This is a genomic window from Klebsiella sp. I138, assembly GCF_051131765.1.
Taxonomy (GTDB): Bacteria; Pseudomonadota; Gammaproteobacteria; order Enterobacterales; family Enterobacteriaceae; genus Klebsiella.
Window position 1 is genome coordinate 799288 of the sequence record NZ_CP180447.1, and the last position, 18930, is coordinate 818217.

General features: G+C 57.0%; 17 protein-coding genes. 8 read left to right on the top strand and 9 right to left on the bottom strand.

The window, feature by feature from the left end:
- Nucleotide 1: 1 nt before the first annotated feature.
- The 3 genes from ACMYSK_RS03650 to ACMYSK_RS03660 are packed head-to-tail and all read right to left on the bottom strand — an operon-like array spanning nucleotide 2 to nucleotide 2996.
- Nucleotides 2-841 carry a carbohydrate ABC transporter permease gene (locus ACMYSK_RS03650; protein WP_434640299.1) on the bottom strand — a complete coding sequence of 280 codons (840 nt, stop codon included), beginning with the start codon at nucleotides 839-841 and terminating at the stop codon, nucleotides 2-4.
- A complete protein-coding gene (locus tag ACMYSK_RS03655; RefSeq protein ID WP_434640301.1) occupies nucleotides 831-1739 on the bottom strand; it encodes a carbohydrate ABC transporter permease in 909 nt (302 codons plus the stop codon). Before ACMYSK_RS03655 ends, ACMYSK_RS03650 begins: the two co-directional genes overlap by 11 nt.
- Nucleotides 1740-1748: 9 nt before the next feature.
- A complete protein-coding gene (locus tag ACMYSK_RS03660; RefSeq protein WP_434640303.1) occupies nucleotides 1749-2996 on the bottom strand; it encodes an extracellular solute-binding protein in 1248 nt (415 codons plus the stop codon).
- A gap of 211 nt (nucleotides 2997-3207) precedes the next feature.
- Here ACMYSK_RS03660 and ACMYSK_RS03665 point away from each other — a divergent pair, with 211 nt between their 5' ends.
- Nucleotides 3208-4380: an ROK family transcriptional regulator gene (locus ACMYSK_RS03665; protein ID WP_434640305.1), complete on the top strand. Its 1173-nt coding sequence runs from the start codon at nucleotides 3208-3210 to the stop codon at nucleotides 4378-4380.
- Nucleotides 4381-4391: 11 nt separating this feature from the next.
- Here the strand turns inward: ACMYSK_RS03665 and ACMYSK_RS03670 are convergent, their stop codons facing one another.
- The 5 genes from ACMYSK_RS03670 to ACMYSK_RS03690 are packed head-to-tail and all read right to left on the bottom strand — an operon-like array spanning nucleotide 4392 to nucleotide 9894.
- Nucleotides 4392-5342, bottom strand: coding sequence for a sugar-binding transcriptional regulator (locus ACMYSK_RS03670; protein WP_434640307.1), 951 nt, complete (start codon nucleotides 5340-5342; stop codon nucleotides 4392-4394).
- Between the two features lie 4 nt (nucleotides 5343-5346).
- Nucleotides 5347-5790 (bottom strand): 6,7-dimethyl-8-ribityllumazine synthase, encoded by a 444-nt coding sequence (locus tag ACMYSK_RS03675; RefSeq protein WP_434640309.1) that lies wholly within the window; start codon nucleotides 5788-5790, stop codon nucleotides 5347-5349.
- Between the two features lie 42 nt (nucleotides 5791-5832).
- Entirely contained in the window at nucleotides 5833-6765 is a 933-nt protein-coding gene (locus ACMYSK_RS03680) for a sugar phosphate isomerase/epimerase family protein (protein WP_434640310.1), read from the bottom strand.
- A 10-nt stretch (nucleotides 6766-6775) separates the two neighbouring features.
- Entirely contained in the window at nucleotides 6776-8311 is a 1536-nt protein-coding gene (locus ACMYSK_RS03685; RefSeq protein WP_434640312.1) for a glycerol-3-phosphate dehydrogenase, read from the bottom strand.
- A 20-nt stretch (nucleotides 8312-8331) separates the two neighbouring features.
- Complete coding sequence (locus tag ACMYSK_RS03690) at nucleotides 8332-9894, bottom strand: FGGY-family carbohydrate kinase (RefSeq protein WP_434640314.1); 1563 nt, start codon at nucleotides 9892-9894, stop codon at nucleotides 8332-8334.
- Nucleotides 9895-10326: 432 nt separating this feature from the next.
- Between ACMYSK_RS03690 and ACMYSK_RS03695 the strand changes: the two genes are divergently transcribed.
- The 7 genes from ACMYSK_RS03695 to ACMYSK_RS03725 all read left to right on the top strand — a co-directional run bounded on the left by ACMYSK_RS03695 (nucleotide 10327) and on the right by ACMYSK_RS03725 (nucleotide 17520).
- The gene (locus ACMYSK_RS03695) at nucleotides 10327-10980 is read left to right on the top strand and encodes a DUF2291 family protein (RefSeq protein ID WP_434640316.1); all 654 of its coding nucleotides are present in this window, start codon (nucleotides 10327-10329) and stop codon (nucleotides 10978-10980) included.
- Nucleotides 10977-12515, top strand: coding sequence for a sugar ABC transporter ATP-binding protein (locus tag ACMYSK_RS03700; protein WP_434640318.1), 1539 nt, complete (start codon nucleotides 10977-10979; stop codon nucleotides 12513-12515). Before ACMYSK_RS03695 ends, ACMYSK_RS03700 begins: the two co-directional genes overlap by 4 nt.
- Before the next feature lie 23 nt (nucleotides 12516-12538).
- Nucleotides 12539-13597: an ABC transporter permease gene (locus ACMYSK_RS03705; protein ID WP_434640320.1), complete on the top strand. Its 1059-nt coding sequence runs from the start codon at nucleotides 12539-12541 to the stop codon at nucleotides 13595-13597.
- Nucleotides 13598-13686: 89 nt separating this feature from the next.
- Nucleotides 13687-14628 carry a D-ribose ABC transporter substrate-binding protein gene (locus tag ACMYSK_RS03710; protein ID WP_434640322.1) on the top strand — a complete coding sequence of 314 codons (942 nt, stop codon included), beginning with the start codon at nucleotides 13687-13689 and terminating at the stop codon, nucleotides 14626-14628.
- 125 nt (nucleotides 14629-14753) lie between these two features.
- On the top strand, nucleotides 14754-15611 hold the full coding sequence (locus ACMYSK_RS03715) for a DeoR/GlpR family DNA-binding transcription regulator (protein WP_434640324.1): 858 nt from the start codon (nucleotides 14754-14756) through the stop codon (nucleotides 15609-15611).
- 138 nt (nucleotides 15612-15749) lie between these two features.
- Nucleotides 15750-16736 carry a fatty acid desaturase gene (locus tag ACMYSK_RS03720; RefSeq protein ID WP_434640326.1) on the top strand — a complete coding sequence of 329 codons (987 nt, stop codon included), beginning with the start codon at nucleotides 15750-15752 and terminating at the stop codon, nucleotides 16734-16736.
- Nucleotides 16726-17520 carry a phosphate/phosphite/phosphonate ABC transporter substrate-binding protein gene (locus ACMYSK_RS03725; RefSeq protein ID WP_434643827.1) on the top strand — a complete coding sequence of 265 codons (795 nt, stop codon included), beginning with the start codon at nucleotides 16726-16728 and terminating at the stop codon, nucleotides 17518-17520. The genes ACMYSK_RS03720 and ACMYSK_RS03725 overlap by 11 nt, the downstream gene beginning before the upstream one ends.
- 36 nt (nucleotides 17521-17556) lie before the next feature.
- Here ACMYSK_RS03725 and ACMYSK_RS03730 read toward each other — a convergent pair whose 3' ends face one another.
- The gene (locus tag ACMYSK_RS03730; RefSeq protein ID WP_434640327.1) at nucleotides 17557-18909 is read right to left on the bottom strand and encodes an LLM class flavin-dependent oxidoreductase; all 1353 of its coding nucleotides are present in this window, start codon (nucleotides 18907-18909) and stop codon (nucleotides 17557-17559) included.
- Nucleotides 18910-18930 lie beyond the last annotated feature (21 nt).

The following is an 18930-nucleotide window of genomic DNA, read 5'->3' on the forward strand; positions in this document are numbered from 1 at the left end:
GTTATCCTTTACTTCCACCGTTAGTGAGGCCGCTGACCAGCGTTTTTTGTAACCAGATGGCGATAAACAGCGGTGGGACCGAGGCGAGAATGCCGACGGTGGCAACCAGCCCGTCATCGGTGGCGCGTCCGGCGGTAAATCCGGCAATCGTGACCGGGAGCGTCTGGGCGGCGATGTTGCTGGTAAACAGCAGCGAATAGAAAAACTCGTCCCAGGCCAGCAGCCAACCGAATAGCGCCGACGCGCCAAGCATCGGTTTTGCCAATGGAATAGTGATGCGCAGCAGTACCTGCCAGACCCGCAGCCCGTCGAGCCGGGCGGCTTGCTCAATATCCTGCGGCAGGGCGTCAAACTGGTTTTTCACCATCCAGGTGAGAAACGGCATGATCAGCGAACAATAGACCAGTACCAGCCCGCTACGGGTATTCAGCAGCCCGAAATGTTCGAGAATAAAATAGAGCGGCAGCACGAAGGCCACCGGCGGCACCATATAGATCCCGAGCCCGGCGTACAGCCAGCCGTCGCGCCCCGGGTAGCGCGAAAAGCTGAAGGCGGCGGGCACCGCCAGGACGAGCGACACCAGCGTTGCCCCGACGGCAACCAGCAAACTGTTGCGCAGAGCGGGGAGAAACAGCGCCCCCGGCTCTCCGGGTTGCAATGACAGCAGGCGAGCGTAGCGGCTGAAGTCCCACTGGCGAGGCAGCCACTCCAGCGGCACTCGGGTCAGATCGGCGGTGGCACTGACGCTCATCAAAAAGAGCCACGCCATTGGGGCCAGAATCGACAGCGCAACCAGCAGGGCCGCCAGATAGCGCAGCAGGGTACGGAGTTTACGCTTCATAATCGATGCTCCGGCGACGCTGACGGAGCAGCATAAACAGATACAGGGCGATCAGCAGGGCGCACATCAGGGTCATCAGAATGGCGTACGCCGCGCCGCTGCCTGCCCGCAGATAGCTAAAGGACTCCTGGTAGACGAAGAAACTGAGCGTGCGGGTACTGTCCAGAGGCCCTCCGCGCGTCATCACATAGATGATATCGAATACCTTAAACGCATCGATGGTGCGCAGCACGAGGGCCACGCCGAGCGGGGCGGCGATTGCCGGGAAGGTAATGGCGCGAAAACGCCGCCACGACGAGGCGCCGTCAAGGCGCGCCGCTTCGTATAAGTCCTCCGGAATGGATTGCAGAGCGGCCAGCACCAGCAGCGTGACCAGCGGATAGTTCTTCCAGATATCCGCCAGCATCACCGCGTTCAGGGCCGAGTCCGGTGATCCCAGCCAGCTGCGATAGCCGTCAATAATGCCCAGTTGAGTGAGCAAGGCGTTGATGCTGCCGTAGTCCGGGTTGAAGTTGAGCCGCCACATCATCGCGTTAACGATAGTCGGCAGCGCCCAGGGCAAAATAACCCATACTCGCAGGATATTGCGCCCGTAAAATGGCTGATTGAGCAACAGCGCCACCAGTACACCGATAACACCTTCAATGGCGACGGAGACCACGGTGAAATAGAGCGTGCGGGCGAAGGCGGCGCGAAAATCCGGGTCGGTTAACGCATACAGATAGTTATCCAGCCAGACGTAATTTGTCACATCGCCATTACCCACCAGCGCGGTATCGGTAAAGCTTAGCCACAGGGTGCGTGCCAGTGGCCAGGCCGTCAGCAGAAACATCACGATCAGCATGGGTGCCAGAAGCACCCATGCCTGACGCTGCTCGCGTTGTTGCAAACTCAGCATCAAAAGTCCTTAACGCAGGCGCGCCGCGCTTTGATCAACGGCTTGCATGGCGGCATCCGGAGCGGCCTTACCCTGCAGGACAGCCTGGAGCTGCTGCTGCAACGCGTTGGACAGCCGCGAGTAGTCCGCGGTTTCCGGGCGCGAAAGCATCACGTTCAGCGACTTATCTGCTGCGGCGATCAGGCTCTCCTGGCCTTTTGCTACGGTCGGGTCCTGATAGGAGGATTTCCACACCGGCAGGCTCAGCTTCGCATATTTATCCTGCACCGGCTGAGAGGTCAGATAGTGAATATACTGCCACGCCTGCTCCGGATGCTGGCTGGCTTTGGCAATGCCTAACCCCATCGACCCATTCACCGCACCGGGTTTGTCCGGTGTATCGCCGGGGGCCGGAATAATGCCGACATCACCCGCCACCTTGCTCTGTTTCGGGTCGTTGGCCATGTTGTACATATAGGTCCAGTTCAGGGCAAACGCCGCATCGCCGTTGGAGAAGGCTTTGCGAACATCCTCCTCCAGATACTCGCGGGAGGCGGGGTTGCTTAAGCCGTCATCCAACGAGCTTTTCATCAGCGTGACCGCTTTCAGCGACGCCGGGGTAGAAAAATCGAGCTTGCCGTTTTGATAAAATTGCCCGCCAAACCCGGAAACGAGGGTCGTGTAGTCGCACACCAGCGCTTCGGCCTGCGACCAGCTCCAGACCAGCGGGTATTTGACGATACCTTTATCCTTGATGATTTTGGCGTCATCCAGCACCTGTTGCCAGGTGGTCGGCACCTGTTTGATACCGGCTTTGTCCAGCATCGCTTTGTTGTAGTAAAGGTATTTGGTATCGAGGATCCACGGCATGCCCAGCGTTTTGCCCTTGTACACCACGGTATTCATGGCACCGGGGAAGACTTTCTCCCGCTCGGCGGCGGGAATGCGCGCTGAGACATCCTGCAGGAGATCGAAGTGGCTAAATTCGGCAGGCCAGATAGCATCGAAGAGCACCACGTCATAGCCGTTGCCACCGGCTCCGCGCGCGGCAACGATTTTGTCATGCAGCGCTTCGTAGGGGACGAACTCAAGGTTGATTTTGATATCCGGGTTTTGTTTTTCAAAGTCGGCGGTCATGGCACGAATGTCGTTTTCACTGTACGCCGCCTGGGTCATAAACAGGGCGTTAACCTGGGTGGTGGTGGCTGCCGCACTCCCGCTGATGACCAGCATAGCCAGCAGGCCGGCTTTAACCCGAAATGCACTCTGGTAGTTCATGTTGCTCTCCGCTGTACTGAAAAGAGGAATATGATTGATTAAATCAATTTGATTGATTTAATCGGGGCGACAATACGGCCTGAACTTCATTCGTGGCCCTTAGCATAAGCGTAGCAAAGCTTATGCCACCCGAAAGGTGGCCAGAGAATGTCGTTGCGGGAATTGTGACGCTGGCTAAAATTGCAGCATGATGCGACCAGGAAGGGACGGAATGAAAACCTCGGGAACGAACCTTGAACATGCGCGTGTACACAACCGGCGAGTGGTGATTGAGGCCGTGCGGTTGCACGGGACATTAACCCGGGCGGAGCTGGCGCGCATCACCGCACTGACGCCGCAAACGGTCTCCAATATTGTCGCCGAACTCCAGCAGATGGCGCTCCTCACCAGCCATGAACCACGACGCGCGGCAGGACGTGGCCAGCCTGCGGTGCCGGTGAGCCTGAACCCCGCCAGCGCGTGGTCAATTGGGGTTCATCTTGACCATCAGACGTTGATTATCGTGCTGGTTGATCTCACCGGCGAGATCCATTTCCGCCGACTCATCCTGGTGCAAAAGCCCCAGCCTGGTGCCACCTTTGCCCGTATTGCCGACGTTGTGCAGGAGATCAAAGCGCTGCCCGGGCTCGACTGGAGCCGGGTACTGGGCATGGGCGTTGTGATGCCAGGGCCGTTTGGCGTAGAGGGGATTTCATCGACCGGGCCGACTACTCTCAACGGCTGGGAAGGGGTGGATGTGGCGTCGGAACTGGCGCGGATAAGCGGCCTGCCGGTTACGCTGGAAAATGATGCCACGGTGGCGGCTATCGGCGAGCGCTTCCACGGCGTGGCGCGCCAGCTGAATTCGTTTGTTTATCTGTATATCGGGACCGGGCTTGGCGCCGGGATCTTCACCGACGGCCATATTTATACCGGTCATGCCCACAACGCCGGGGAGGTCGGGCATATCGTGGTGCAACCGGGAGGGCGCGCCTGCTACTGCGGCAACCGGGGCTGTCTTGAACGCTATGTTTCCCTGCAGGCGGCCTATGAATTTTGCGGACTTGATCCCTACCGGGCGCTGCCCGAAGATCTGCTGGCGGTGGACGACTCGCTATTCGATCGTTGGGTCGAGACGGCGCTACCTTCGCTGCGCCAGGCCATTAATTTACTGGAGTGCGTATTCGACGCGGAAACGGTCGTTGTCGGCGGTATGATGCCCGCGCCGCTGCTGGAGAAAGTACTGGCCCGCCTACCGCCGCTGTATCAGTCGGTGCGCGGGCGCTATCTCCCGGCGATGCGGGTGAAGATGGGCATGACGGGAACCGATACCGCCGCCCTCGGCGCTGCCGCACTGCCGATTTTTGATGAGTTTAACCCGCAGTTTCAGGCGTTGATGAAGTAGGCCGCGGTATTTCAGCTCAGCAAGGTCCGGGCCGTCAGTTCATCGGTAATGAGTCCCCGCAGCAGACCGCTGGCCAGAACTGCACGTAGGGCGACGACCTTTGTCGCTCCACCGGCCAGGGCAACAATGTTGTCCCGACGCCGAAGATCCAGCTTAACCGCCATGGTTCTGGCGGTTAAGCTGTTATCAATTCGTTGTCCACGTGCGTCGAAGAAATGCCCGAGTATTTCGCCTACCGCACCGGCGGCGGCGAGCGTGTTAATCTCTTCCCGCTCTAACATTCCGGCCTCAACCAACTGGGCCGCAGGTTCGACGGTACCAATACCGACAAGCTTGAGGCTGCTTGCGGCAGCCATCTCAAACACCTGACCGACGCCGCGCTGGGAGAGCAGGACTTCCCGATCTTCAACAGTATTAGCAAAAAACGGTACCGGCATGATGTAAGCCCTGGCCCCGGTTTTCTCAGCAATACGGTGCATCACGTCGTGGGGGTTAAGAGCGTAATTACGCGTCAGGCAGCCGAGTAAGGAGACGAAGCGTACACGTCGCGCATCAAGGCGCGGCAGTTGATGAATCGCGGCGGAGAGCGTTCTCCCATGGCCCAGTCCGATAGTCATCTCTGGGTTATTCCCGAGCACCGTACGCAGATAATCAGCGCCCGCCACGCCGAGCGCCCGGACAGGTAAGCCCTCTTCGGCGACGTCCGGGGCTACGCGGCAGACATCAAGCCCATACCGCTCACGCAGGCGAGACTCCAACTCTACGCAGCCGATGATATCGCCATCAATCGTAACCTTAACGGCACCTTCCGCAACCGCTCTGGCGATAAGACGATGGGTTTTTACCGACGGCAGCCCCAGTCGTTTAGCCACTTCGGCCTGGGTCAGGCCACCGACGTAATGCAGCCATGCTGCCCGCAGTCCCAGGGACTCATCGCTGTCGGAAACAGAGGGTAATTTCATTGGCTCAGGCTTTCGGCAGCGGTAACTGATGGATTTGAAGTACGGCCTTCGCGGCTTCCTGACCCTTTTTGACGAAATGCGCGGTGTAAAAGTCGATGAACTCGTCGGCAGGCTGGAAGTTGTGTGGCGTCAGGGAGACGGAGAACATCGGGACTTCCGTTGCCAGCTGTGCCTGCATCAGACCGCTGACAACGGCCTGAGCCACGAAGTCATGGCGATAAATACCGCCATCGACCACCAGCGCGGCGCAGACGATGGCATCGTATTTTCCGGTCTTCGCCAGACGCTGGGCGAGAAGCGGCATTTCAAATGCGCCGGGAACGTCCCAGCTGTCGAGTGAATAATCGACCTGTTGGCGCTCCAGTTCTTGCTGAAAACCGCTCTGGGCCTGACTGACGATGTCACTGTGCCAGTTGGCTTTGATAAAGGCGACTTTTAACGATGGCATGGCATACTCCTGTAAAATGACCGCATCAGGGGGTCAAATAATTTAGACCTTCAGGTCCCGTACGCCGCTATCGATATAAGGAGCCCAAAAGGCGACGCTTTCAGCGATATCGGCTACAACCTGGCTATCGGTCGGTTCACGCTCTTTGAAACTGAGCTCAAGGCAGATCTCATTATCCTCAGCGCCACCGCGCGCCAAAGCGCGAAGCAAGGGCTCGGGCTGAATCCGGCCGTTAACATTATACTGTAATGTAAAGGGACGATGCCCGCCTTTATCCAACATGCTCTGCTTAATATGAATAATGGGCGAGTGGAGCGGTACCGCTTCCGCCCAGGCATAAGGATCGTAATCGCGCGGGTCCTCAGAGGTGACATCGCCGTGGTCGATATCGGCCATCATCTTCATCGGGAGCGCCATATCGGCAGTGCTCAATCGGTCCTGCAGGGCCAGGCAGGCGGGGATCGTTTCTCCAAATTCACGCCCTACGCTCATCGGTTCCCAAAACAGGTACTTCAACCCTGCCGTTTTTGCATGGGCTGCGACCTCGGCCCAGCACTCGATAGCCATCGCGGTTAAATATTCCCGCCGCTGCGGATCGTTGAAATCTTCACAGGTAAATATGGCGAACTGAGAACCGATAGCCTGGCCGCCTAGTTCGGCGATGATATCGGCAAATGTTTTAAACCAGTCAACATAGTAGCGTCGGACATCCGGGTCCGGATGTCCAAAATGGTTCAGTCGTCCGTAGGGACCGGTCATGCCAGAAGTGACGCGGACACCGGTTTCCTGCAGGGTCTTGCGCATTCTCCGCGTCATCTGCCCGATCACAGGCGCGGGCCAGCCGGGATTAATAAATTCATGGGTAAGCTGCAGATCGCGGATGCGAATTTGCCGGGCGACGGTGTGAATCAAGGCCTGCGGATCGGCAAAGCGGTTAACCAACGGGTTAGTATTCAGGGATAACGTCAGTGCCATTATCGCCTCCTTAACCGGCCCGCGCCTGGAGCGGGACGTCGACGGGAGGAGTACCGTTCGCCGTGAACCAGTCGCAAAATATCTGCTGCTGTTCCTCCGTGAGATGCAGACGGTGTTTAGTGCGTCGCCACAAAATATCTTCCGCCTGCAGCGCCCATTCGTTTTCGACCAGGTAGCGAACTTCAGCGGCATATAATAAACCGCCAAAATGTGGCCCCAGCGCCTCAAGACTGCGGGCTTCGCCGAGGATCCGCGGCAACCTTGCACCATACAGTCGTGCATAGTGTCGGCACAGCGCCGGCGGTAGCCACGCATACTGTTCTTTCAGCGTCTGAAGGAAGGCATCAAAATCAGCATGGGCAATCTCTCCGCCGGGCAGGGTCGCATCACGGGTCCAGTCAGCGCCCATCTGAGGGAAATAGGGGGCAAGCTTTTGCATGGCATGTTCGGCCAGCTTGCGGAAGGTGGTAATTTTGCCGCCGAAGATATGCAGTATCGGCAGGCGCTGTTGCTCATCAAGGTCGAATACATAGTCGCGGGTAACGGCCGAGGGGTTTCCTTTACCATCATCAAACAGCGGACGAACGCCTGAGAAACGTGTTATCACATCTTCAGATCGCAGTTTGATTTTGAAATAGCGATTTACAGCATCAATCAGATACTGCTGCTCGCGGTCATCGGCGCAAACGGAATCGGCATCGCCTTCCCATGGAATATCGGTAGTGCCGATTAGCGCCTTGTCGCCCTCGTATGGGTTAATAAAGATGACGCGCTTATCGTGATTCTGTATCAGATATGCCTGCTGGCCCTGCCAGAATTTATCCACGACGATATGCGAACCCTTCACCAGACGCACGCGACGCTGGCTGCGGCTATGGGTGACCTCGGAAATAATATCCAGTACCCAGGGGCCAGCGGCATTCACCAGACCTCTGGCGCGCACGACGTTTTGCTCACCGGTTAGCGAGTTTTGCAGCGTGACCTCCCAGGCCTCAGCGGTCCGTTTTGCGCCAATACAGCGTGTGCGGGTAAGAATGGTCGCACCGCGTTCGGCTGCGTCAAGAGCGTTGAGAGTGACCAGGCGGGCGTCGTCAACCCAACAGTCGGAATACTCAAAGCCTTTTTGATACTGGTTGAGCAGCGGAGCGCCTTCAGGATCGCGATGCAAATCCAACGTGCGGGTGCCGGGGAGCTTCTTGCGGCCGCCAAGATTATCGTACAAAAACAGGCCTAGTCGAACCAACCAGGCCGGGCGATCGATCGGGCTGTGCGGGAGGACAAAGCGCATAGGCCAGATAATATGCGGTGCAGCGTTGAGCAGGACTTCACGTTCAATTAGCGCTTCGCGCACAAGGCGGAACTCGTAGTATTCGAGATAGCGCAGGCCACCATGCACCAGTTTGCCGGAACGGGAGGATGTCCCCTGAGCCAAATCATCTTTTTCACACAGCATCACTGACAGCCCGCGACCGGCAGCATCGCGGGCAATGCCCGCGCCATTGATCCCGCCTCCAATGACCAGTAAATCCAGAATTTTTTCACTCATCTTCGACTCCATTAATCCTGTTAACGCCCTGCACCGGGCTGTTTTAAAGCTCGCCATACCGGCGGCAGCTCGCGGCGAACCTCCTGGTAGCTGTTAAAGAGGTGCTGATAGCGGTCGGTTAATACTGACGACGGGGCTTCTATCGGATCCAGCAACGGCGTTACCCAGTCCTTCACGCAGTGGGCCATGGAGGGATAAGCCCCGATCGCCACGGCCGCCATCATGGCTGCCCCCGCGGCACCCGCTTCTTCACGTCGACTGCTGCGTACCGGCACGCCGATGCAGGCGGCCAGAATTTGCCGTAATTGCGGGGAACGGATAGCGCCGCCGGTCAGACGGAGTTCGCCCGGAAGCGAATTGCCCATGGCCTGATAGCAGTCCCGGGCGGCAAGGCCAATCCCTTCAATAACCGCGCGCACCATGTCGCCGAAACCGTGGCTGTAGCTCAGGCCAACAAAGCTGGCACGGGCCTCGGCGTTGACAAAGGGACCGCGCTCGCCGGCCTCGGAAATATAAGGGTGGTAGAGCAGGCTGCCGGGTTTTGCCTCGCTCAGCCAGCGGTCGATGTGCTGAACAAGCCGGGCATGGTCCACTTCACAGCCAAAGCGGGTGAGCAGGTCTCCGGCGAGATGGAGCAGCCAGTCGAGGTTCAGAGTGGAGGCCATATTGGTCTGCACCTGGGTGACATAACCCGGCCAGGGGAGGGGGATGACGTAACCGGTTTGCTCCGGGTTGAGCCACACCTCTTCGGTGGGCACCGCCCGCAGATGAACCCCGGTTGAGCCGACGATAGAGCAGGCGGTATTCGCTTCGCCGGTATGCACGCCGGCGCCGAGGGCGGTCATGGCCATATCGACATAGCCCAGACTGACGGGCGTACCGGCCTTCAGACCGGTCACCGCAGCCGCTTCGATACTCAGAGGATGCGTGATTTGCGTCCCGTCGATAATCTCCGGCAGCAGCGCGCGACGATGTTCCAGCCCCAGCGCGGCGATGGTTTGCGGGTCATAGCGTTGCGTGCGGAAGTTGCCGAAAGTGAAGCTCGCTTCTGACGGATCGGTTGCCCGCACTCCGGTCAGGTTGAGGTACAACCAGTCCTTGCAGTGAAAGGCGACTTCGCTGTTATCCAACAGCTCGCGATGGAAGCGGTCCATGTGCGCCATCTGCGAACCTTGCTGACAGGTGCTTAAACCGGTTCCCGTCGCTTTAAAGCGGGCCTGAGCCAGCGGCGAACGCGTCAATCGTTCCACCGTGGGGGCTGCCCTGGCATCCAGCCAAATCCACGCATCGCCTACCGGCCGGTTGTGGGCCCCCACCAGCCAGGTCCCGTCCCCTTGCGCGGTCACCGCGACGGCGACTACCCGGGAAGCCAGATTATCAACGGATTCGGCTAACTGACGAATGGCCGTCACGGCGTCTTGCCATGTTTTGCTCATGGACTGCTGTGCGGCACCTCCTTCACCTCGGGTATAGCCATTCCTGACGGATGCGCAGCCAAGCTGTTCGCCACCGGGGGTAAAAGCGACTGCTTTGACCACCGATGTACCGGAGTCCAGCCCCAGAATAATGTCGCGATTACCCATCGATACCCCCGTAGTACGGGTATTTGCCTTGCCGAGGAAAAAAGAGGATGTTCATCGGTGGTCACCATTATGTTAATTAAATGTGATTGTTTTGATAAATACATTCATACACCATCTCTCATGGAGTTAACATATAAACAGTATTATTTTTCTTTAAATGTAATAAATTTCATTTGATAAAGCGGTGACGATCACGCTTTTAACCTCTTATGGCCTGGGTGTCTGATGACGTTTAGCGGTTGCATTCCGCTATTTATGGGGCTTTTGCCGACATCGAAATTTTTAGATCCAGATCGCGCTCTACAGAAAAACCCAAATCCAGCATTGACAATAGCGCAACAAACGAACAATTCTCATCACATATAGATATCTTATTTATAACATTACGGTGTATCTCTCTTGCCAACGCTAACTGTCTGTGAGGTCAACATTATGTCCGGTGTTTCCGCACTTCCTGCTCAATACTCGCGCCAACGTATACGGCGCTACACGCTGATCGCCGTTGCCGTTCTGGTCACTCTGACTGCGATCGTCCTTGATACAAAAGTGGTGAACCTCGGTACGGCGGATGAGGCGCAGGGCAAGGGTTTCTCTGTCGAAACCTATGGTGAGAAAACGTTCCCGCAAATTAAAAAGGCCGTTGAAAGCCGGGCTGTCGACGCGAGCGAGTTGGCCAGTGCGCTGCAATCCAGTCAGCAAGCGGCGGTAAAAAAATACGGTGTAGGGAGCACGCTTCCGGTGATATCCGTGCGTTTTCAAGGCGTTGTCGGTGAGGGCAAAGCAGGGATCTACAGTGTGACGGTACCGGGCTTGCCGCAAGGCTGGAAAGTCCGTTTGCAAACCGGGCCGGTATTAACCGGTACGGAACTGCGTGATGCCACCGGTCACATTCAGTTTGGCGATTTTACCAACCAGATTGAGTACCAGAATGCGGGAGTGGCCATCAACAGGACGTTGAAAACGACGCTGCTCGATGGTCTGGATCGCCAGACTCTGCCCGGGAAACCGGTGGTCGTGGTGGGCGTTTTTCGTTTACTGACGCCTAATAACTGGCTGGTGACGCCGGTCAGCCTGGAGGTGAAATGAAAGCGCTCAATCTGCATCCGGCCCTGCTGAAGGGCGAGATTATTCTCTCCGCGCGCAATATCAGTAAAGTTTATGGCTCAACGCATGCCTTAAAAGGGGTGAATTTTGATATCCGCCGCGGTGAGGTGACCACGCTATTTGGTGAAAACGGCGCTGGAAAATCCACGCTAATGAAAATTCTGTCCGGTGTTATTACCCCCAGCAGCGGCGAAATTATCCTGGAAGGGAAGGCCAAAGTATTCAGCTCCGCCAGCGACGCGCGAAATAGCGGGGTGTCGATTATCCATCAGGAGCTGAATCTTGCTCCCAATATGAACGTTCGTGACAACATCTTTATAGGTCGGGAAATCATGAAAGCGGGCGGTGTGGATTATGCCGAAGAGACGCGTCGGACTGCTCACCTGATGAAATCGTTAGAAGAGGGCATCGACCCGCTGGCACAGGTAGAACATCTCCGCCTCGGTCAGCAGCAGATAGTAGAAATTGCACGCGCACTCTCGGTAGAGTCGCAAATTCTCATCATGGATGAACCCACTTCAGCACTAAGCGCGGCGGAGGTGAGCGTTTTATTCCAGGTCATTCGCGATCTGACCCGGCAAGGGGTGGCCATCGTCTATATCTCCCACCATCTGGAAGAGGCACTGGAAATTACCGACCGGGCGGTGGTTTTGCGCGATGGCGTAATGACCGCCTACGCCCACCGCGCGGAGATCGATCTCGAATGGGTGGTGAGAAATATGGTGGGCGAAAGTTTTGACCTGGGATCGCCACCTGCCGGGTATGAGTTCGGCGAAATCGCGCTGGCGGTGAATAACCTGACGGTCGAGGGAAAAGCGGGTATCCGCCTGGTGGATAACCTGTCGCTGACGGTACAGGCCGGGGAGATTGTTTGCATTTACGGTCTGATGGGCGCCGGACGTACCGAGCTGATGGAGTGCGTTGCCGGACGGCAGCGGCAAGCTGCGGGGAGTATTTTACTCGGCGGTCATGATGTTTCGGGTCTGACGATTTCGCAACGTATTACCAGCGGGCTGGCGCTGGTTCCGGAAGATCGTCAGCGGGATGGCCTCGTACAAACGCTCTCCGTGGGGGAGAACCTGACGCTGGCCAGTATCGGTGAGTTTGTTCGCGGCATGGTGCTGTCGACACGCCGGGAAAAGCAGCTGGTGAGTGACAGTATCCGCAATGTCACGGTCAAAACGGCTAGCGCAGATGCCCCGATCGGATCGTTATCCGGTGGCAATCAACAGAAGGTGGTCATTGGCAAAATGCTGTCGACACGACCGAAGGTGATTTTACTGGATGAGCCGAGCCGCGGGATTGATATCGGGGCAAAAGCGGAGGTGTTTCGCCTGCTGGCGGAAAATGCGCGAAAAGGGCTGGCGGTCGTCTACTCCACCTCTGAGGTCGGGGAGTGTTTAAGCATTGCGCATCGCATCATTGTCATGAGCAAAGGCCGCATTTCGGCCATTTTTGATGCCAATGTCAGCAAAGAACGCATCATGGCAGCCTCCGGCGAGTCATTGGTGGTATGAAAATAAATACGGGAGTAAAAACCATGACCGACAGAACCCAATCTTTGAGTGACGTCCCGTCGCTTACGCGCGCAATCCGCAGCCATAAAAGAGGCAGCGTGGCCCGCATTTTACTGGAGGGACGCGCCTTTTTTGCCCTGCTGTTGATTATTGCTGTGTTCTCTTTCCTGTCACCGAACTACTTAAGCGGTGCCAACTTTTTGACCATGGCCTCTCATGTCGCCATTTTTGGCCTGCCGGCGATCGGGATGCTGCTGGTGATCCTCAACGGCGGTATCGATCTCTCCGTCGGTTCGACGCTGGGCCTGGCTGGGGTTTGCGCGGGTTTTATGATGCAGGGGATTAGCCTCGAAGCCCTGGGCGTCGTGCTTTATCTGCCGGTGTGGGCAGTCGCGCTTCTGACTCTGGCGGTGGGCGCTCTGGTGGGACTGGTAAATGGCGTACTGATTGCCTGGTGCCGGGTGCCGGCGTTTGTCGCCACGCTTGGCTCGCTATATGTGGCGCGCGGTGTGGCATTGCTGATGACCAACGGTCTGACCTACAACAAGCTGTCAGGCAGTGCCTCGCTGGGCAATACCGGATTTGACTGGCTGGGGTTCAACCGCATTTTTAATATCCCCGTTGGCGTGCTGGTACTGGGTGCTGCTGCGTTAGCCTGCGGTTTTCTACTGAGTCGTTCGGCTTTCGGTCGCTGGCTGTATGCCTCTGGCGGCAACGAGCGTGCGGCAGAGCTATCCGGCGTGCCGGTTAAACGAGTGAAAATCAGCGTGTATGTCTTATCCGGTATCTGCGCGGCGATGGCGGGTCTGGTGCTCTCATCGCAGCTGACTTCCGCCGGGCCTACCGCCGGTACGACCTATGAACTGACGGCAATTGCCGCAGTCGTGATCGGCGGCGCGGCGTTGACCGGCGGCCGAGGAAACGTCAGAGGCACTTTATTAGGGGCCTTTGTTATCGGTTTTCTCTCCGATGGTCTGGTCATCATCGGCGTTTCAGCCTATTGGCAGACGGTGTTCACCGGTGCCGTTATTGTGCTGGCCGTTCTGCTGAATACCCTGCAATACGGTCGCCGCGCGCGCTAGCCTCTCTCTTGTCCGGGACGGAGGCCAGGCCGTATTCGTCAGGACATTTTTGCGTACCTGTACCCCTACTATAACGGAGCAATAACACTATGTTTGATAACAGCAAACGTTTTATCCTGGTCGCGGCGCTGACGGCTTTTTCTGCCCCGACGTGGGCCGAAGGACTGATGACTATTATTGTCAACGACCCGTCGAATCCCTACTGGCTAACGGAAGGTAACGTCGCGCAGAAAACGGCGGAGAAGCTCGGATATACGGCGAAGGTCAGCGCGCATAAAGGCGATACCAATACCGAAAGCCAACTGATTGATACGGCGATAACCAATAAATCAAAAGTGATTATTCTGGATCCGGCGAATGCCGATGGATCGATTGGTTCGGTGAAAAAGGCAATTGCCGCGCACATTCCGGTCTTTGTGATTAATGCGGAGTTGAATCAGAGCGGGCTGGCAAAAGCGCAGCTGGTTTCCAACAATGCGCAGGGCGCGGCGTTAGGCGCTCAGCAGTGGGTTCAGCAAGTTGGCGATAGCGGAGACTACGTGGAGCTTAAAGGGCCGCCGTCAGACAATAACGCCGCAACCCGTGCCAATGGTTTTGAAACCGTGCTGAGCCAGTATCCCGATCTGAAAAAAGTGGGGAGCGAGGTGGCAAACTGGGATCGCACGCAGGGGTTTAATAAAATGCAGTCGCTGTTGCAGGCCAACCCCAATATTAAGGGCGTTATCAGTGGGAACGATGAGATGGCGCTAGGTGCCATCGCGGCGCTCAAAGAGGCCGGAAAACTGAAGCAGGTTACGGTTGGCGGCTTTGATGGTTCGCCGGATGCGGTCGATGCGGTAAAAGAGGGAACGCTTGCGTACACCGTCATGCAGCCGGTCGCGACATTTGCCGCAAAAGCCGTTGAACAGGCGGATCGTTTTCTGAAAACCGGCAAAACAGGAGCCCCATCTGAGAAGCAGCTTTTTGACTGCGTATTAATCACCAAAGAGAATGCCGCTAAGATGACCGCGCCATTCATCTTAGCGCAATAATGGCCTGACCCGCGAAATTGGGGGGAGTCGCCTCAGTTCAGGATGGCCTGATTTGCTAATTCGGCATTTTAGCGGTGTAATTAACACTGTTCAGGCCTCTTTTTTGATCTCTTTATGGACGAAATATGACGCAATTTACTCAGGATAGATCGCTTAACGTTTTTATGGCGGAAGGCCTGCCTGGCGACAGTCGACAGGCTCGTCAGCGGGTTCGCCGTCAGCTGATTGTCGAAGCCGTCATGGTTGAAGGGGCCATTCGGATTGAGGATATTACGGAACGTTTTGGTATTAGCCTGATGACTGCCCACCGCGATATCGATGAACTGGTTGAGCGCGGCCTGCTGCATAAATCCCGAGGCGTGGTATCGGCGACGTCGACCAGTCTCGTTGAATCCAGCGACATCTACCGTTCGACCCGACAGCTTGAAGAAAAACAGGCTATTGCGGAAGTTGCGATGGGGTATCTGGAGCCGGGACAAGCGGCGTTTCTTGATGACTCCACGACCGTATTTCAGATGGCGCGATTGCTGCCGGCCAAAGCCCCGCTGACGGTTATCACCAATTCTCTGACCTTAATGAGCGAACTGAAGGGCCTACCGGATATCACGTTACTGGGTCTGGGGGGGCAGTTGCACAACTGGTGCAATGCTTTTATGGGACATATGACGCGTAACGAGATTGCCGGGCTGCGGGCGGATAGGTTTTTTCTCAGCATGTCGGCGATTACGGATGACACCGTGTTTCATCAGTCTGCCGAGACGGTTGAAACCAAGCGTGCAATGTTTGACGCGGCGCAGCAGCGTATCTTGTTGATGGATCATACTAAGTTTGAACGCCGCGCGCTGCATCGCTTTGCCCATCTCAGCGAGTTTGATGTGGTGATTGTCAATCAAGGTATTCCCATCCCGACGCTCAACCATCTGCGAGAGCTGGATCTCAATGTGGTGGTGGCACCAATGGCGGCGAACGGCATTATTAAGTAGGTCTCTGCGGTACGGTTTATCAAGCAAAGTGCACAATCGCTACTTTCTGGCAAAGCTAAGTGATTTAAATACTTTGTTATTTTCCGCGTTTTCTCACATCTTCGGGGAAAAAATAACGCGGAAAGAGTACCGGTAGTTATGACGCAACATTCGGCAAAGTATCTGCATCAACAGCAGCGAGATCTGATTCACCAGCTTTCCCGTCGCTGGCTATGGCGCAGCGAATTACCCACCTGGCTACTGATTATCGTGGTCTACAGCGGCTGGTTCACCACACTGGCCTACTGGCAGGCGCTAGGGCTGTTCCCGGCGACCGCGCTACTCATCTGGTTTACCGCCTGGTATATGTCACTACAGCATGAGCTCATCCACGGCCACCCGACGCCATGGCCGTGGTTTAACCAGCTGCTGGGCACCCTCCCGCTCGCGGTATGGTATCCCTACGGTCTGTATCGTGATTCTCACCTGGCGCATCACAATAACGATCGGCTGACCCTGCCGGTTGACGACCCTGAATCCTACTATTTTACCGATGAAAGCTGGCGGCGTTTCTCGCCCTGGCAGCGTAAAGTCATTCATCTGCGCAATACGTTTATCGGCAGGCTGCTGTTGGCTCCACTGCTGGATATTGGGCAAACCCTCGCCGCAGCGGGGAATGCTTTTCGTCAACGACAGAGCAAGGCGATGGCGATGTGGCTGATTCACGGCGGACTGCTGGCCGGCCTCCTGGCGTGGATCGCACACTGTGATTTTTCGCCGCTCTATTTCGTGGTTGTGGTCAGCTACCCGGCGCTGGCGCTGACTAAAATTCGCTCCTTCCTTGAGCACCGGGCCGCCGATGACCCGCTGGCGCGGTCGGTTATCAATGAGGCCGGGCTGCTGTGGCGGGTACTCTTCCTTAATCTTAATTATCACTCCGTGCACCACGACCTGCCCGGCGTGCCATGGTACGGACTGAGAAAAATCTACCTGCTTGAGCAGGAACGATACCAGCGGCGTAACCACGGGTTTGTCGTACGCGGATACGGAGAATGGCTGCGGGCGTTTTTCTGCAACGCGGTGGAGGTCAACGCCCATCCCGGCGTCAGGAAGGCCCGTCAGGCAGGAGAGAATGATGAGTCATAGCGTGGTTTTTCCGATGTATGCCATTAACCCGCAGGAGAACCAGGCGTTAGAAGCCGCGGTGCGGGAGCTTGTGCTCGCCCGCGGGATCGACGTGAACCCGTTAACGCCGACGCCAACAGATTTGCTCGCGCACTGGCGTCAGCCGGACCTGCTGTTAAGCCAGACCTGCGGCTATCCGCTGGTCACACTGCTGGCGGAAGTACAGACGGTGGGCTGTTTTCACTATTCAGCTCCCGGCTGCGAAGGGATTAATTACCGTAGCCTGCTGGTGGTGCGTGAGGCGGATAAAACGCGGAGACTGGTTGATTTCCGTGGACGGCGGGTCGTCTGCAATTCTCCCGACTCACAGTCGGGCTACAACATTTTACGGAAAATGATTGCCCCGCTTGCCCGAGAAGGGCGATTTTTCAGCGAAGTCAGGTTTAGCGGTAGCCACCGGGAATCGCTGATCGGTTTACAGCAGGGCGAGGGAGACATTGCCGCAATCGACTGCATCAGTTGGGCGATGCTGGCGTGTCACGAGCCTGCCGTGCTGGAAGGCTTGTGCGTCATTGCGCAGAGCCCGGCGGCGCCAGGACTGCCGCTGATTGCCGGGCCGCACGTTTCAGCACGCACCCTGGCAGGCTTAAGAGCGGCGCTCCAGCAGTTGGTCAGCGATCCGCAATATCGTGAGCGCTGCGGAGCGCAGTTTATCTGCGGTTTTAGCCCGGTGACCCGGGAACCCTATTCCCGGCTGCTGGCGTGGCGCGAAGAGGCGCGGCGAAAGGGAGTGACGCAGCTCTAAGAGGTCGGAGAAGGGCTGGCCTTCTCCGGATCAGGGTCAGCGAGTGTTCGCCGCCGACGGGCGTGGAGCAAAGCGATTTTCCGCCGCCGGTAAACCCAACTTTTCCCGGAGCGTACCCGGCGGATAGCTTTCTCTCATGACGCCATTGCGTTGAAGAATCGGCACGACCTGCTCGACAAAACGGTCGAAGTCGCCCGGTAATAGCGGGAACATCAGATTAAATCCATCGGCCGCGCCGGCGCGCCAGGTTTCGGTGAGCGCGCTGGCCACCTCTTCCGCACTACCGATCAGCAGCCAGCTATCGGAGCTTTGCAGCAGTAAACGGCCCAGTTCCAACATGGTCAGCGCCGGATCATAGTCGCGGATCAGCCGCAGCGCGGTGCGAATACCGTCAAAGGTCTCTTCGTCCGGCAGCGGCGGCAGCGGCTGGTCGACGGCGTAGGTTGAGAGATCCATACGCAGGTACGATGAGAGCAGGTCGATGGCCATCTGGTCGCTCATTAAATGGTTATTGAGCTGCTGGCGCGCCTCTTTTTCGGCATTCGAGTTAACGACCACCGGCAGCACGCCGGCGATAATCTTGAAATGCGCCGGATCACGCCCTTTTGCATGCAGACGCTGGTTCATCTCCTGGCGATAGCGCAGCCCCTCTTCAATGGATTTAATAAACACGAAATGCATATCTGACCAGGTTGCAGCCAGCTCTTTCCCCGCCTCAGATGAACCCGCCTGTACCAACACCGGATGGCCCTGCGGCGGACGCGGCACGTTCAGCGGTCCGCGCACGTTAAAGAACTCACCGTGGTGTTCGAGATGGTGCACTTTCTGTTTGTCGGCAAACAGGCCGCTCGCTTTGTCATACAGGACGGCATCGTCTTCCCAGGAGTCCCACAGCCGGGTGACAACATCAATAAACTCCCCCGCGCGCTGATAACGGTTGCCGTGCTGCGGCAGCTGGTCGAGGCCAAAGTTTGCCGCTTCTTCCTCCAGCCATGAGGTGACGACGTTCCAGCTTGCCCGGCCATTACTCAGGAAATCGAGCGAAGCAAAATAGCGCGCAAGGTTGTACGGTTCGTTATACGAGGTGGATGCCGTGCCCATCAGACCAATATGTTCGGTGACGGCCGCCAGCGCGGAGAGCAGGGTGATGGGTTCCAGCCGGGCGTTGGCGTAATGGGTCAGACCGCTGGGCACCGTATCCCAGATTGCGATATGGTCGGCAACGAAAATGGCATCCAGGGTAGCCGCTTCGGCTTTCCTGGCCAGTTCGGCATAATAATTGAGGGTGAAAATTTCTTTTCCAGGCGCCTGCGGGTGGCGCCAGGAGAACCGGTAATCTCCCTGGGGATTAAAGAAAAACAGGTTCAGAATCATATGGTTTTTAGACATTGTCGCACTCGATTGGGTGAT